The following is a 14349-nucleotide window of genomic DNA, read 5'->3' on the forward strand; positions in this document are numbered from 1 at the left end:
GACAATTAAAATATATAAATTAATTAAATATTTTAATTCTCTATATTTTATAGAATAGCGGTAGGCTAATGAATTCCAGCTCAGCGAGCAAGATTGTGTTTATCCATATACCAATCTTGCGTTAGCGATAATATAGTATTCCTTCTTAAATTTGGTGAAATGTATAGTATTTCTGCTTAATTAACAGCCATTCGTAAATGATCAGTCTCTTTGAGTTTGTTTGCCGCTTTTGGATTCGAAATGTGTCTAGCTCGAACACTTAGCATGCGAACGAAATCGCCATTTTTAGCATTCAATTGTTCTGCTTGTTCTTTTGTTAATTGCAATATGTTCTGATGAGGTTTGCTATACACAAGAATGGCGCGATAATTTTCATAGTCATCATTGGCCACAATGTAAGGTTCATCCCCTACCGCAATATTTTCAGGTTGTTCAAATTGGACCGTTACAGATTGACTTTCTTTAATCGCCCTTAAATTTTCAATATCGGCTTGCAATGTCGCCCCGCCATCAAAAATATCGACATATCCTTTATAGCGTAGCCCTTCTTCGAGTAAGAGGTTGTAGGCTGGTCGCGTGTTTGGGTGAACAATACCGATCGCAGCTTTAGCATCGTCAGGCAACATATCGACATAGAGTGGATGTCTTGGCATCAGCTCAGCAATAAAAGCCTTTTGCCCGACTCCACTTAAATAATCAGCTTTGGTAAATTCAATATCAAAAAACTTATGACCTACTGCATTCCAAAATGGTGATTGCCCATTTGCATCGGAATAACCACGCATTTCTGCCACAATGGTTTCTTCAAAATATTGGCGAAATGCCGACAGAAACAAGAAGCGAACTTTAGATAAAAATTTGCCATTTTTATTTAAGCGATAGTCCGGATCTAAAAATAAAGTACAAAGCTCACTACAGTTGGTGTGGTCATTACTCAAATATAGTGTTGGTAAAGCTTTATAAACACTTAGAGGTTCTGACGCATGAACTTGGGTCCCTACATGAAAATTGTACCAAGGCTCTTTTAAACCAAGTGCGACTTCAATACCACAGACCCCTACTACTTTGTTGAGTTCAGTATCTTCTAGAACAAATAAATAAACCTGATCTGCCTTTGGCAACTCACCTGCAACTGTCTTGCAAGCTCGGTCGATGCGCGCTGCCAATTTTTCTATATTGGGCTGTAAAGACGTCAAGCCAAAACCTGCTTTTTGAGCCAAGAGGTAAAGGTCATTAACATCTTTAGGTTCGATGTAGCGAATAATCATCATGCCACTTGTTCATCCTTTTGAAATGCTACGAAGCGAGCAAGCGCACGTTCAAAGCGTTTTAAGCCTTCATCAATATCAGCAAATGGAATAATCAGAGATGGTGTGAAACGTACAACATTTGGACCAGCAATAAGGCTAAGTAATCCTTCTTCACCCGCAAGGTTGTTAATATCTTTTGCTTTGCCAGCGAACTCTGATTTTAAGACGCAGCCAATGAGTAAACCTTGACCACGAATTGTTTCAAAGATTTCATGTTTTTCGTTTAATTTATTTAAAGCTTTTTTATAGTAATCATGGCGCGCTTTAACCCCGTTAAGCACTTCAGGCGTATTAATAAATTCAAATACTGCACCTGCAACTGCACTTGCTAACGGATTACCACCGTAAGTCGTACCGTGCGTACCGACTGAAAAATGCGGAGCAAATTTATCAGTTGTTAACATTGCACCGACAGGGAAACCACCGCCTAAAGCTTTTGCAGTCGTAAGCACATCTGGCATAACACCTGTGTTCATGTAGGCATAAAGTGCACCTGTACGGCCGACACCAGTTTGTACTTCATCAAAAATAAGTAAGGCACCAAACTGATCACACAGCTCGCGTAAACCTTTTAAAAATTCAATGTCAGCAGGAATAACGCCGCCTTCACCTTGGATCGGTTCAACAATAACTGCACATGTCTGCTCATTAATTACCGCTTTTGCTGCTTCCAAATCGTTAAAGGCAACATGGTTGATACCATTTGGAAGCGGCGCAAAGTCTTGTGAATATTTAGGCTGACCACCTGCCGAAACGGTAAATAAGGTACGACCATGGAAAGCATTTTTAAATGCCACAATGCCACTTTTACCAGCAATGCCACTGTCTAAACCGACTTTACGCGCTAGTTTCAATGCAGCTTCATTGGCTTCTGCACCTGAGTTACAGAAGAATACCTTGTCTGCAAATGTATTTTCAGTGAGTTGTTTTGCAAGGCGTAGAACAGGTTCATTGGTATAACCATTGCCTACATGCCAAAGTTTTGTTGCTTGTTCTGTTAAAGCATTCACTGCCACTGGATGCGCATGACCTAATGCGTTTACTGCAATTCCGCCTGCAAAATCAATATATTCTTTATTTTCTTGATCCCAGATACGTGAACCTTCACCACGTACAGGAATGAAATTTGCTGGTGCAAAAACTGGAACCATCCACTCGTTAAAGTCACTACGAGAAACTGCAAAATTATTCATTCTATCTAGTCCATTAAATTAAAATTATTAGGGTTAGCTGATGACCCTATTATTCAAAATCAAATTGATTCACAAAATTTGTATTTCAGTAAAAAATGAATTATTTTTTACCAATCTGATAATTGACAATTACAATATGGATAATATTGATCAAATTATTTTAGGTTTGCTTAAAGATAACGCACGGATGTCTGTTACCGAGTTAGCCGAAAAAGTTCACGTTTCGAGAGCAACGGTCAAAAAGAGAATCGAGTACTTAGAGTCTTCGGGCATCATTACCGGTTATACGGTACGGTTTAAGCCCAACGCAGAACGCAACGTTATCCGTGCATGGATGAGCATTATGGTCGAAGGGACTAAAGCGCAGTCTGTGATTAAAGAACTACGCCTAGAAAGTGCGGTCGAATGTTTGCATAAAACCAATGGCAAATGGGACATTTTGGTCGAGTTACGGTCTGACACTTTAGAAAACTTCGACAAAGTTTTAGAAAGAATCAGGAATATTTCAGGTATTTATAACAGTGAAACCAGTATTCTGCTGGCGAGCCATAAGACTTGATATTTCAGTTTAATTTCAAAGAATAAGAACAAAAAATTGATGAGCTAAGCATAAGGTTTGGCTCATCAAGCTGCTCTCTTCTAGTAAAATTCTTCTATTGTCATTCATCAAATCTACTGAACAAGTACAACAATGAACCTCTCCTAAAAATCTTCAATAAATTTTTTAATTTTTTTAAATAATCAAATCAAAAACTTAAAATCTAATTTAATCTAAATTCCAACTTTTTTCACTCATTCCCCTCATCAAAGCATTTGACAGAAAATTTAAAACATAATACATATAGTCTTATATGTTATATGTTAAAACCTAAGGACAAGGTATAAAAAATGGCTAACACTCAACTAAAACACTTTATTAACGGCGAATATGTTGCTAGCAAAGGAAATGATTATTTTGACTTGGTAAGCCCAGTGACTGGCGAAGTTTACGGTCAATCGCCTAATGCAACCGAGGCCGAAGTTGATGCAGCTTACGCTGCCGCAAAAGAAGCCTTTAAAATTTGGGGACGCAGTACACCTTCGACTCGTCAAAAAGCATTATTGAATTTGGCAGATGCTATCGAAGCAAATGCCGAGCGTTTAATTGAGGCTCAAAGCCGTAATACGGGTCAGTTAAAACACTTAATTGCATCTGAAGAAGTAGGTGCATCGGCAGATCAGGTTCGTTTCTTTGCAGGCGCTGCCCGCTTACTCAATGGCACAGCTTCAGGTGAATATTTAGAAGGTTTAACCTCTTCTATTCGCAGAGAACCAGTCGGTGTGGTTGGTCAAGTTACACCTTGGAACTATCCACTCATGATGGCTGTTTGGAAAATTGCACCAGCTTTGGCCGCTGGTAACACAGTGGTACTTAAACCAAGTGATACCACGCCTGAAAGTACCCTTTTACTGGCAGAAATTGCTGCACCGTTTTTCCCTAAAGGTGCATTTAATGTGGTGCTAGGCCAAGCTCAAGTGGGTTCAAAAGTTGTATCGCATAAAACACCTGCACTCGTTTCTATTACAGGTTCGGTTCGTGCAGGCTTACAAGTTGCAGCTTCTGCGGCAGCAAATTTAGCTAAAGCCCACCTTGAGCTTGGTGGTAAAGCACCTGTTGTTGTTTTTGAAGATGCCGACATCGATAAAGCTGTTGAGATGATTGCTTTAACGGGTTACTTCAATGCAGGACAAGACTGTACTGCTGCAACGCGCGTGATCGTTGCTGAAGCAGTTCACGATGAATTTTTAGGTAAATTAATTGAAGCGGCAAAAAATACACGCTTTGGTGAACCAGATGATCAAGACGCACTTTATGGTCCACTCAACAACGCTAATCAATTAAAGAATGTTAAAACCTTTATTGACAACTTACCTACTCACGCCAAAGTTGAAACAGGTGGCAAGCAAGCCGATCGTCCAGGCTTCTATTTTGAACCGACTGTGATTAGTGGTTTAAAACAACATGACGAAGCAATTCAAAATGAAATTTTTGGGCCAGTGATTACTGTTCAAAAATTTACAGATGAAAATGATGCCATTGAAAAAGCCAACGATATTGAATATGGCTTGGCTTCAAGTGTCTGGACTAAAGACCATGCACGTGCAACTCGCCTGTCTCGTGAACTTGATTTCGGTACGGTTTGGATTAACACCCATATTCCTCTAACTGCAGAAATGCCACACGGCGGCTTCAAAAAATCAGGTTATGGTAAAGATTTATCAGGTTACGGTTTTGAAGAATATACTCGCGTTAAACATGTAATGAGTTCAAATGAATAATAAAAATCAGATTTGAAAGGAGATCAAAATGAATAAACAAGAAATGAAAGACTTTGTGAGTAAGGCGCACCACGAGTTATTTAATTTACATGACACTACTGCTCTAGACCGCTATTTTTCGGAAGACTTTATTGAGCACTCTCCACTGGTTGCCAACGGTATTTCAGGATTGCGTCAACTGGTAGAAGACTGCCCCGACATGCAACATGAAGCTGTGCGTGTATTGGCAGATGGCGACTTGGTTGCAATTCATGGGCGCTTTCAAGGATTAGATGAAAACCCGTTAGTTGGCTTTGATATTTACCGAGTGAAAGACGGCAAAATTGTGGAACATTGGGATGGACTGGTAGCAGAAGCAGCTCCGAATGTGAGTGGCAGAACACAATTAGATGGTCCAACCGAAATCGTAACTCATCATGACCCAGAGGAAAATCGTGAGATTGTGACCTCTTTCTTTAAGAAGTCATTAATTGATGGTAATTACGAAGCATTTAAAGAATACACCCACGGCGATCAGTTCATTCAGCATAGCCCAGATATTGGTGATGGCGTTAAGGCAGTGATTGATTTTTTGAACAATATCCGTAATGAAGGGCAAGGTTTGGTATACTCCAAAACTCATCGCTCCATTGCTGATGGTCAATTTGTATTGACACATTCCGAAGGAAATATTGCTGGAAATCGACATGCCTATTTTGAATTGTGGCGTGTAGATAATGGCAAAATTGTTGAACTTTGGGATGCAATACCAGCTGTGCCTGAAGATGAACAGGCAGTCCATCAATATGGCGTGTTTTAATCATTTATCCGTTTCATTAAGCTAAGTCACTGACTTAGCTTTTAGAGAATTCGCCATGTCAGCATATACGATAATTTTTGCACCTATCGCTCAGGCAACTCGCTCGGAACAAGTTGTTGAACGCTTGGAAAATGCAATTATCTCTGGATTGCTCAAAAGCAATGAACAACTTCCTAACGAGGCGGATTTAGCTCGCTTAATGGGAGTGTCACCGATTACCGTTCGTGAAGCGTTAAATACTTTACGGGTAAAAGGTCTGATTGATACACGACGCGGACGAAACGGTGGAAGTTTTGTTTGTGAGTTACCTTCCGACTTACTCTTAAACAAACATCCTTTGCGTCAAGCTTCAAATGAATATCTTGCTGATCTAGGTGAATTTCATAGTGCAATTTTAAGCCATGGTGCCTATTTGGCAGCACAAAGAACCACTGAATATGAACTGGGCAAAATCAAAGAATTGATTGAGCAATTTGAACAAGCCGTTGAAGCAGACACTCGTGCCCAGCTTGATTTACGCTGCTTGCTCACTCTCACCTCTTTTGCCCAATCAGCTCGACTGGCAAATCAAGAGTTAACCATACAAGCCGAATGGGCTCCGCTCATCGCAGTGCTTTACCAAGATGATCAATTTCATCAATTGGTCGTCGCGCAATACCACCAACTTTTATCATCTTTTGTTCAAGGCAATGAAGATGATGCTGTTATTCAAGCACGAAAAATTATTTCGATGCTAACAGACCAAATGCTTCGATATAAGTTATCTATCGAATAAAAACAATAAAGTAGAGCGCTTATCAAATATCGAGTGAGAAATACGGAATTTTAGGAGTTATAGGAATGACCCAACATTTAGATATAGAAGAGCTTCAAAATTTGTTAAAGACGGTGGTTGAGGAAACGACAGCCATTACAGAAAAACTGGCAACTAAAGCGAGCAAAATTCTGTCAAAACATGAACCTGAAAAAACAAAAGATATTAAGCTTTCCGGTTCAGAACGTTCAGCTTTGCAAAAGGAAATTAAAAAGGCACTACAGGAAAGTCATTACAGTCAAGGCATCGGCTTTGCAAGTTATAGCCCTGCAACGCAAGAAGAACAAGATTATTGGACACTCGAATGGTGGTATAAAAAAGAAGATCAGTTACAACAAGCCAAACTTGAAAACTATCAAAATGCTCAGCGATTTTTAGATTTTCGCTCTTTTGAGTGGTTCCATAAACCTGCTCAAAATAAAAGTCCGTGCATCCATGGACCTTATGTCGATTATATTTGCAATGGTGCATACACCATCACCCTTGCCCATCCAGTCATGATTCGTGATCAATTTATCGGTGTGATTGCCACCGATATTTTAGTTTCCGCACTCGAAAAACTTCTCATGCCGAAGCTTAAAAACATTAAGCAAAAAGCAATCGTGATCAACGATTCTTCTCGCGTCATTACGTCAAATGACGTCACGATCAGGACAGGCACATTATTTAGAGAACAAAGCCCCGAGCAGGTTCTCTCACGACCGTGTCAATCTTTTCAATTGGTCGTTATCTAAAGTGAAGTCAAAAATACTAAATATTTGACCTTACTTTAGGGCATCACCAAAGCGAAACAGCACCTAAAGCCTCTGGCTTTTGTTCAAACTTTCTTCAAACAGACTTGCTCATTCAGGTCTTGGGGAAGTTTTGGCTCAAAAATAGCATCGCTTTTCCGGATGAAAAGCAAAACAACGAAATTTGAGGTTGAAATGACATGGAAAATAAAACGTCTTCCTTAAAAAAACTGTCTCTTTGGCAAGTCACGATTATTGGTATTGCCTACATGACGCCAATGACAGTGTTTGATACTTTCGGCATTGTCTCTGGAATTACCAATGGTCATGTGCCACTTGCCTATTTACTCGCACTTGGCGCCATGTTACTCACTGCTTGGAGCTATGCAAGATTCAGCAAAAATTCAGAAAAATCAGGCTCAGCATATAGCTATACTGCTGAAAGCCTAGGCCCTAAAAGTGGCTTTTTTGTCGGTTGGTGCTCCCTACTCGACTATCTGTTATTACCACTCATTAATGTTTTGCTTGCCGCAATTTATCTCACTGCCCTCATACCAAGTCTGCCTTACTGGTTTTGGGTGATTGTGTCAGCGAGCTTAGTCACCTTAGTGAACTGTTTCCGCATTCGATTACTGGCCAATTTAAGCCTATTGTTTGTGTTTGCACCCATTATACTCATGGTTATCTTTGTCTATTTAGTGATTCATGGCATTGGTTCTGCACAAGGCTATGATCATGTACTTACTTTAGCCCCACTCTGGCATGAGCACCAATCTTTACTACCGCTCGTGGCGGGCGCCTCAGTTTTGTGCTTTTCATTTCTAGGTTTTGATGCGGTTACTACGCTTTCAAATGAAACCAAGCAACCCACCAAAAATATTCCCCGAGCAGTCATGTTAACAACACTTGCTGGTGGATTCATTTTCTTTACCGCCGCTTGGTTTATTCAGCTTTATTTTCCAAATAATCTTCGCTTCCAGCACCCTACTGAAGCACTTCCTGAAATTGTGCTTTATGTCGGTGGTGCATTTTTTCAATCCATATTCTTATGCGGGCAAATTATGAACACCGTTGCCTCTGGCCTAGCCTCACATGCCAGCGCGTCACGTTTACTGTATATAATGGGCACTGACAATATTTTTCCTAAAAAGTATTTTGGGACAATTCATATCTCCTTAGGTACACCATTTTTCTCGGTTTTATTTGTTGGTCTTATTTCGATGTCCGCGGTTTTTCTAGATTTAGCACAAGTCGTAAGCCTCATCAGCTTTGGTGCTCTAGTCGCTTTTACAGCCGTAAACTTCTCGGTTTTTATGAAATTTTATATTAAAGATAAACAGCGCTCAGGGTTTAAAAATAAATTCTTAAACCTATTTTTGCCACTTATATCAGTCATCAGCATTATTTGCCTCTGGCTTAACCTTGACTCATCTTCACTGACTTTCGGATGTTTCTGGTTATCTTTAGGCATTCTTTTATTTATCTATAAAACGATTAAAAAACAAAGTATTGCTATTAGTAATGCTTATTAATTTTACAGGAACTTCATCATGAACATTATTTCTAAACCAAAGCTTCTAAAAGATGTGGAGTATAAACCAAGTAAATCTCTACAAATGGGTAAAGAATGGAGCTGGTTAAATCCAAAACATGCAAAATTCGACACAACAATTGAAAAAGACACATCGGTAGATAACCCAGCGAACTACTATGAAAGTTCACTTTCTGATTGGCATACATTTGACAGTTTAAAAGCTGATATTGAGTGTGATGTGGTTGTTATTGGTGGCGGTTTATTAGGTTCATCGACAGCCTTACATTTAGCTGAACAAGGCGTAGATACCGTTTTATTAGAAAAAAATCGTATTGGCAGTGCAGCCTCTGGCAGAAATGGCGGACAACTTACCCCCGGTTTGGCACGCTGGGAAGCTCAAGAAATGGCCGATCGACTGGGCTATGAAGATGCAAAAAAACTGTGGCATTTTACCTCAACAGAAGCCATGCAACTCATTGATGACATCTCAGAAAAATATCAACTCAACTTTGATCGAAAACAAGGTCATATCACTGCCGCCGTTCATGAAGGACATTTAGTGGGTCTAACCCAAGGTTCAGATGCACGAAAATATTTAGGTGAAGACCATACTCGCATTGTGGGTAAACACGAACTCATGGACTATATTAAGTCTGATTATTATACGGGCGGTTTAATTGATGAGTTGGGTGGACAAATCCATCCTTTAGCTTTAAACCGTGGCTTAATTTATGGTTTTTGCCAAAACGGCGGTTCTATTTATGAGCAAACAGAAGTTATTTCGATAGAAGAAAAACCAGATGGTATTTATGTTCAAACAGCCAATGCCGTCGTGAAAGCTAAAAAATCTGTAGTTTTAGCTGTTCACCATGCTTCGTTTAAACTTTTATCAGAACAAAACAATACGACTATTCCATTTTATACCTATGTAGCGACCACCGCTCCGTTAGAGCTTGATACAAAAGAGCTTCTGCCATTTGGGCATCCGGTTTATGACACTCAATTCCAGATTGATTATTACCGTCCTGTGTTTAATAACCGTTTATTGTTCGGTGGACAAGGCACAGGAACATGCTGGGGTCCAGAGAAAACCTTAAATTATCTAGAGCATCGATTTCATACGGTGTTCCCTCAAATTAAAAATTTAGAGATGGATTTTGTCTGGAGTGGAACGACTGATTTAACCGTAAATGGTGCAGTCGATAGCCGTAAGTTCGGCAATAAATTCCCGATTTACGCGGTTCATGGCTGGAGCGGTCACGGCGTTGCTCAGACCGTGCGTATTGGTAAAGCCATCGCAAGTGATTTTGTTGGGCAATCTAACGACTTTGAAATGTTATCTAAAATTGACCATCAAAATATTATATTTGGCCGCACACTTGCACCCGTTGTCATTCCACTCGCAAAAAGCATGTATGGCATTGGTGCAATGCTGAATCCCGGCAAAATGGTTTCTTTCTAATCTTTAAAAAACCTATTTTTCTTAAAAAAGGATTCGTACAGTTTTGTGCGGGTCCTTTTATTTACCTGAGTAAAATCCTTTTCAAACTAGGTTATCCCTAACCAATCTATTACAATAGCGCCAGCTTTTTAATTCAGCGCATATATTTTGAGCAACTCATCTTCCCAATTAAAACGTGGACTTAAAAATCGCCATATCCAGTTAATCGCTATGGGTGGTGCTGTCGGCACAGGACTATTTTTAGGTTCTGCACAAGTTATCCAATCTGCTGGTCCTTCCATTATTTTAGGTTATGCCATCGTTGGTTTGGTTGCATTTTTAATTATGCGCCAAATGGGTGAAATGATCGTAGAAGAACCAGTTGTAGGCTCTTTTAGTTACTTTGCACAAAAATATTGGGGAAGATTCCCCGGTTTTTTATCAGGCTGGAACTATTGGGTTGTCTATATTCTGGTCGCAATGACCGAGCTGACAGCAGTTGCTAAATATGTGCATTACTGGTGGCCCCATATTCCGGCATGGATATCGGCTTTATTTTTCTTTGTTCTAGTCACTTGTTTGAACTTGGGCAATGTTAAATTTTATGGTGAATCTGAATTTTGGTTAGCCATTATTAAAGTTGCTGCGGTCATTTCAATGATTGTGTTTGGACTATATTTATTGCTTACAGCCGGTAGCGACTCATTAGCTAGCTTTTCAAACCTATGGCAGCATGGTGGATTTTTCCCGCATGGGTTTTCAGGCTTGTTTTATATGCTCGCCTTCTTAATGTTCGCCTTTGGTGGCATTGAACTGATTGGAATGACTGCTGCTGAAGCTGAAAATCCAGAAAAAAGCATTCCACAAGCGATCAACCAAGTCATCTTTCGAATCTTGGTTTTTTATGTGGCTTCACTTGCAATCATCATGTCGCTTATTCCGTGGAATCAGCTTGACCTTGGTGGTTTAGATAAAAGCCCATTTGTCATGATTTTTAGCCAACTTGGAATTGGTTGGGCCGCACATTTACTTAACTTTATTATTTTGACTGCGGCACTTTCTGTCTATAACAGCGGTATGTATGCCAACAGCCGTATGTTATATGGGCTTGCAGTACAGGGCCATGCTCCAAAAGTTTTTGCACAAGTGAGCAAACAAGGTGTTCCTAAAGCTGCTGTTATCTTCTCTTCTATTTTGATTTTTGGTTGTGTATTACTGAACTATTTCGTACCAGAAGAAGCTTTAAGCTATCTCATGTACATGGCAGTGGCCGCTTTAGTTTTAAACTGGGCAATTATTAGCTTTACTCATTTAAAATTTAAGCATGCGATGAAACTTGAAAATAAAGTTGTCAAATTCCCTGCGCTATTTTCACCTTTGAGTAACTATATCGTTTTGATTTTTATTTGCATGATTTTATATATCATGTGGACTCAAGGCTTTGATAAATCCGTGATTTTACTTCCGATCTGGATCACTTTCATGTTTGGGTTATATAAATTTTTAAGTTGGAAAAAAGCGCTCTAGCATTCAAAAAAGGCTTATCCAAACAGGATAAGCCTTTAATCATTTAACAGCTCGTCACCCTAAGTAACTTCAGAAAATCTACTCAAAAAACCATTCACATTCTATTCATCATTGTTGAATGACCCTCTGCTAGAAACATTGATATGTAACCCTTCATCATTCTAAAGATTGGTTTTTAATGAGATAATTATTAAAGTACAAGTGTTTACATGATCTATAAATATTTGCGCTCATGTTCAGCTAAAATCAAAGCTGACAAGTTTATTGTTGCAATCACCGATCAGGCAAAGCGCTTAGTTATAAGTATTGATTTACCCACTCTTTGATTCAGCTCAATCAACTACGTCACTCAATGATGAAAGACAGGAAATTTTATGGAAAAAGCTCTGCAATGTCCTAAGTGTGGTTCTACAGAAGTTGAAGCACGTGACCATGACAAATTACTTAGAACAACTGGTGGTGTTTTACTAACAGCTGCTGGTACAACAGCAGGCACTGTGGGTGGTGCGGCAACTGGCGCTACTGTTGGGGCAGCTATTGGTACCGTTGCTGGTCCGTTAGGTGTGATTGTTGGCGGAACTGTAGGAACTTTTGTCGGTGCAATTAGTGCAGGAATCACTGGTGGTGTAGTTGGTAATATTTTTGGTAAAAAAGCGGGTGTGATGATCGACAAAAATATTTTTCAGGATTATCGCTGCCTAAAATGTAAATACCGTTTTAAATTAAAGAAGTAAAACGAATTAAGCAGGAGAACTAGTTGCTCTAGCTCTCCTGCTTAACCAAAAAATTTATAAACCATCTGGAATAATAATTTTTTATATAGCGCTCCATATCATTAATATATGAAGCAGCCTATTTTCAATAAATTAACACTTTAGCTAAAACTTTAATTTACTTAGCTACAACACCATCTTGTTGATACTTCGGTGAACGTGGACCATATAACAACCCCATACCCGGATTATAAGTCGTTGGGGTAAAAAGTTGAGTATTTACCATACTTGCTAATGGATAAGCCCGATCATTAAAGCTGCCAGCAATCTGTTCAACTAAAGCACCAACGACCATTCCGATTAAACCCGCGTTGCCATCATTACTTGCTTGAACAAGTTTTTTCTCGCCTGTCCAAATCACATCTCCAGTTTTTAAATCAACAAGCTTTGCATCAGCACTTACTGTCGCGACACTTTGAATGACTTGATATTTAGAGCCATATTCTTTAATTCGAATATATAAAGCAGCATCTGCGCCAAAAATCTCTTGTAATTTCTGAGGTGAGATAGACTGAGCATCGCTGCCATTAGTAACACCATTCTCTTTAAACATATTGTCTACAACAGAGATTGGAAAAACGTAATAGCCAGCTTCTGCAACAGGCGCCACCACAGTAGGCCAATAACTATAAGTCGCTTTTACATCAGGTGAATCATTGACTGGCGGCAATACCAAAATCGATTTTGGCATATGCGCTTTATAAGCCGTAATATCTTTATTCGGCGGTGGAGTAACAGCACATCCCGTAAATGCAAGGCTAGAAATAACCAAACCAGCAATTAAAAATTTCTTAATCATGATTTTGTATACCCACCATTTGCATTCATTTTTTGCAATAAACGATCCATTAAAACTGTAGACTCTGGATATACTTGACGTTCAAGCTGGAAATACTCGATTGCTTTTTGAGAATTATTTTCTTGTAAATATAATAATCCCAAATGAGCATATAAACCTGGTGGAACAGCTAAGCCCTTACCTTTAGTTTTTTCAATTTCAGCTTCTAATTTTGTGATTTGCGCACTTGGTGTAGCTTTCTCAGGTGCGTTATACATCAAATAGGTTTGATGAGTATAAGTTCCCCAATTATATAAAGGTTGAGGACCTGCGGCACAACCAACCAATCCCATAGCAAGAAAACTGCTTAAAAGAATTTTTTTCATCTAACACATATCCAAAATTATTGAACTGACCAACGGTTATTTTGAATATCTGCTACTAGATTATTAACTGCTTCACGAACAGCTAAATCGAGTACTTTGCCATTTAAAGTAGAATCATAAGAAGCTGTAGAGCCAAAACCTAATACTTCACGAGCACCTAATGCATATTCACCCGCACCTTGTACTGAATGCACAACTTCTGATGTTTTTACATCAACAACATTTAAATTAACTTTTGCATAAGCAACTTGCTCTTTACCGCGACCTAAAATACCAAATAATTGCTGATCGCCTACTTCTTTACGACCAAACTCAGATACATCACCAGTAATGACATAACGAGCGCCTTTAATAGATTGGCTTGTATTGCTATAATCAACTTCTTGTTTAATCTCAGATAAGTTGTCGCGATTTAAAACTGTAAAATAACCAGTTTGCTGTAAATGTGTCTCAAGAATAGTTTTCGCTTGCCCACCTAGACGATCTACATTGTCAGAGAAAACACCTCTCATATAACTAGAGCGATTATCAAATTTACCAATAGAAACTGGAGCTTTTACTCCGGTATATTTAATTTGAGATGTAGCTACAGCTACTTGTGGGCTTTGGATCGTTCTTGAAGTTTCAGTAGTTGAACACGCAATTAAACTGAAAGAACTCAAAGTAGTAATGATTAATATTTTTTTCATGGTTACTCTATAATGGTTACAAAATATAAAGAATACATATTATATACAAAAAGAC

The 14349-nt window shown here is 39.0% G+C and carries 14 protein-coding genes; 9 read left to right on the plus strand and 5 right to left on the minus strand.

Annotated elements, in window-relative coordinates:
* Window positions 1-176 precede the first annotated feature (176 nt).
* The gene (astA, locus tag AC2117_RS12980) at window positions 177-1271 is read right to left on the minus strand and encodes an arginine N-succinyltransferase (protein ID WP_133974625.1); all 1095 of its coding nucleotides are present in this window, start codon (window positions 1269-1271) and stop codon (window positions 177-179) included.
* On the minus strand, window positions 1268-2503 hold the full coding sequence (locus AC2117_RS12985) for an aspartate aminotransferase family protein (protein WP_133974627.1): 1236 nt from the start codon (window positions 2501-2503) through the stop codon (window positions 1268-1270). The genes astA and AC2117_RS12985 overlap by 4 nt, the downstream gene beginning before the upstream one ends.
* 136 nt (window positions 2504-2639) lie before the next feature.
* Between AC2117_RS12985 and AC2117_RS12990 the strand changes: the two genes are divergently transcribed.
* The 9 genes from AC2117_RS12990 to AC2117_RS13030 all read left to right on the plus strand — a co-directional run bounded on the left by AC2117_RS12990 (window position 2640) and on the right by AC2117_RS13030 (window position 12402).
* On the plus strand, window positions 2640-3062 hold the full coding sequence (locus AC2117_RS12990) for an Lrp/AsnC family transcriptional regulator (protein ID WP_002120489.1): 423 nt from the start codon (window positions 2640-2642) through the stop codon (window positions 3060-3062).
* Window positions 3063-3391: 329 nt separating this feature from the next.
* Complete coding sequence (locus AC2117_RS12995) at window positions 3392-4822, plus strand: gamma-aminobutyraldehyde dehydrogenase (RefSeq protein ID WP_133974629.1); 1431 nt, start codon at window positions 3392-3394, stop codon at window positions 4820-4822.
* A 28-nt stretch (window positions 4823-4850) separates the two neighbouring features.
* Complete coding sequence (locus AC2117_RS13000) at window positions 4851-5621, plus strand: nuclear transport factor 2 family protein (protein WP_003652774.1); 771 nt, start codon at window positions 4851-4853, stop codon at window positions 5619-5621.
* A gap of 55 nt (window positions 5622-5676) precedes the next feature.
* Window positions 5677-6396 carry a FadR/GntR family transcriptional regulator gene (locus AC2117_RS13005; RefSeq protein WP_133974631.1) on the plus strand — a complete coding sequence of 240 codons (720 nt, stop codon included), beginning with the start codon at window positions 5677-5679 and terminating at the stop codon, window positions 6394-6396.
* A gap of 65 nt (window positions 6397-6461) precedes the next feature.
* The gene (locus AC2117_RS13010) at window positions 6462-7169 is read left to right on the plus strand and encodes a cache domain-containing protein (RefSeq protein WP_133974633.1); all 708 of its coding nucleotides are present in this window, start codon (window positions 6462-6464) and stop codon (window positions 7167-7169) included.
* 197 nt (window positions 7170-7366) lie between these two features.
* A complete protein-coding gene (locus tag AC2117_RS13015) occupies window positions 7367-8698 on the plus strand; it encodes an APC family permease (protein ID WP_133974635.1) in 1332 nt (443 codons plus the stop codon).
* 18 nt (window positions 8699-8716) lie between these two features.
* Window positions 8717-10162 carry an NAD(P)/FAD-dependent oxidoreductase gene (locus AC2117_RS13020; protein WP_133974637.1) on the plus strand — a complete coding sequence of 482 codons (1446 nt, stop codon included), beginning with the start codon at window positions 8717-8719 and terminating at the stop codon, window positions 10160-10162.
* A 147-nt stretch (window positions 10163-10309) separates the two neighbouring features.
* Window positions 10310-11668 (plus strand): amino acid permease, encoded by a 1359-nt coding sequence (locus AC2117_RS13025; protein ID WP_133974639.1) that lies wholly within the window; start codon window positions 10310-10312, stop codon window positions 11666-11668.
* 374 nt (window positions 11669-12042) lie between these two features.
* Window positions 12043-12402 (plus strand): hypothetical protein, encoded by a 360-nt coding sequence (locus AC2117_RS13030; protein ID WP_133974641.1) that lies wholly within the window; start codon window positions 12043-12045, stop codon window positions 12400-12402.
* A gap of 157 nt (window positions 12403-12559) precedes the next feature.
* Here the strand turns inward: AC2117_RS13030 and AC2117_RS13035 are convergent, their stop codons facing one another.
* The 3 genes from AC2117_RS13035 to AC2117_RS13045 are packed head-to-tail and all read right to left on the minus strand — an operon-like array spanning window position 12560 to window position 14294.
* Complete coding sequence (locus AC2117_RS13035) at window positions 12560-13240, minus strand: DUF799 domain-containing protein (RefSeq protein ID WP_133974643.1); 681 nt, start codon at window positions 13238-13240, stop codon at window positions 12560-12562.
* Complete coding sequence (locus AC2117_RS13040) at window positions 13237-13605, minus strand: DUF4810 domain-containing protein (protein WP_092707479.1); 369 nt, start codon at window positions 13603-13605, stop codon at window positions 13237-13239. The genes AC2117_RS13035 and AC2117_RS13040 overlap by 4 nt, the downstream gene beginning before the upstream one ends.
* 17 nt (window positions 13606-13622) lie before the next feature.
* Entirely contained in the window at window positions 13623-14294 is a 672-nt protein-coding gene (locus tag AC2117_RS13045) for a CsgG/HfaB family protein (RefSeq protein ID WP_133974645.1), read from the minus strand.
* Window positions 14295-14349 lie beyond the last annotated feature (55 nt).

Source organism: Acinetobacter calcoaceticus, from assembly GCF_900520355.1.
GTDB lineage: Bacteria > Pseudomonadota > Gammaproteobacteria > Pseudomonadales > Moraxellaceae > Acinetobacter > Acinetobacter calcoaceticus_C.

Coding starts and splice junctions, on each gene's coding strand:
- astA (WP_133974625.1), bottom strand. CDS start 1,271: ATGATGATTATTCGCTACATCGAACCTAAAGATGTTAATGACCTTTAC.
- AC2117_RS12985 (WP_133974627.1), bottom strand. CDS start 2,503: ATGAATAATTTTGCAGTTTCTCGTAGTGACTTTAACGAGTGGATGGTT.
- AC2117_RS12990 (WP_002120489.1), top strand. CDS start 2,640: ATGGATAATATTGATCAAATTATTTTAGGTTTGCTTAAAGATAACGCA.
- AC2117_RS12995 (WP_133974629.1), top strand. CDS start 3,392: ATGGCTAACACTCAACTAAAACACTTTATTAACGGCGAATATGTTGCT.
- AC2117_RS13000 (WP_003652774.1), top strand. CDS start 4,851: ATGAATAAACAAGAAATGAAAGACTTTGTGAGTAAGGCGCACCACGAG.
- AC2117_RS13005 (WP_133974631.1), top strand. CDS start 5,677: ATGTCAGCATATACGATAATTTTTGCACCTATCGCTCAGGCAACTCGC.
- AC2117_RS13010 (WP_133974633.1), top strand. CDS start 6,462: ATGACCCAACATTTAGATATAGAAGAGCTTCAAAATTTGTTAAAGACG.
- AC2117_RS13015 (WP_133974635.1), top strand. CDS start 7,367: ATGGAAAATAAAACGTCTTCCTTAAAAAAACTGTCTCTTTGGCAAGTC.
- AC2117_RS13020 (WP_133974637.1), top strand. CDS start 8,717: ATGAACATTATTTCTAAACCAAAGCTTCTAAAAGATGTGGAGTATAAA.
- AC2117_RS13030 (WP_133974641.1), top strand. CDS start 12,043: ATGGAAAAAGCTCTGCAATGTCCTAAGTGTGGTTCTACAGAAGTTGAA.
- AC2117_RS13035 (WP_133974643.1), bottom strand. CDS start 13,240: ATGATTAAGAAATTTTTAATTGCTGGTTTGGTTATTTCTAGCCTTGCA.
- AC2117_RS13040 (WP_092707479.1), bottom strand. CDS start 13,605: ATGAAAAAAATTCTTTTAAGCAGTTTTCTTGCTATGGGATTGGTTGGT.
- AC2117_RS13045 (WP_133974645.1), bottom strand. CDS start 14,294: ATGAAAAAAATATTAATCATTACTACTTTGAGTTCTTTCAGTTTAATT.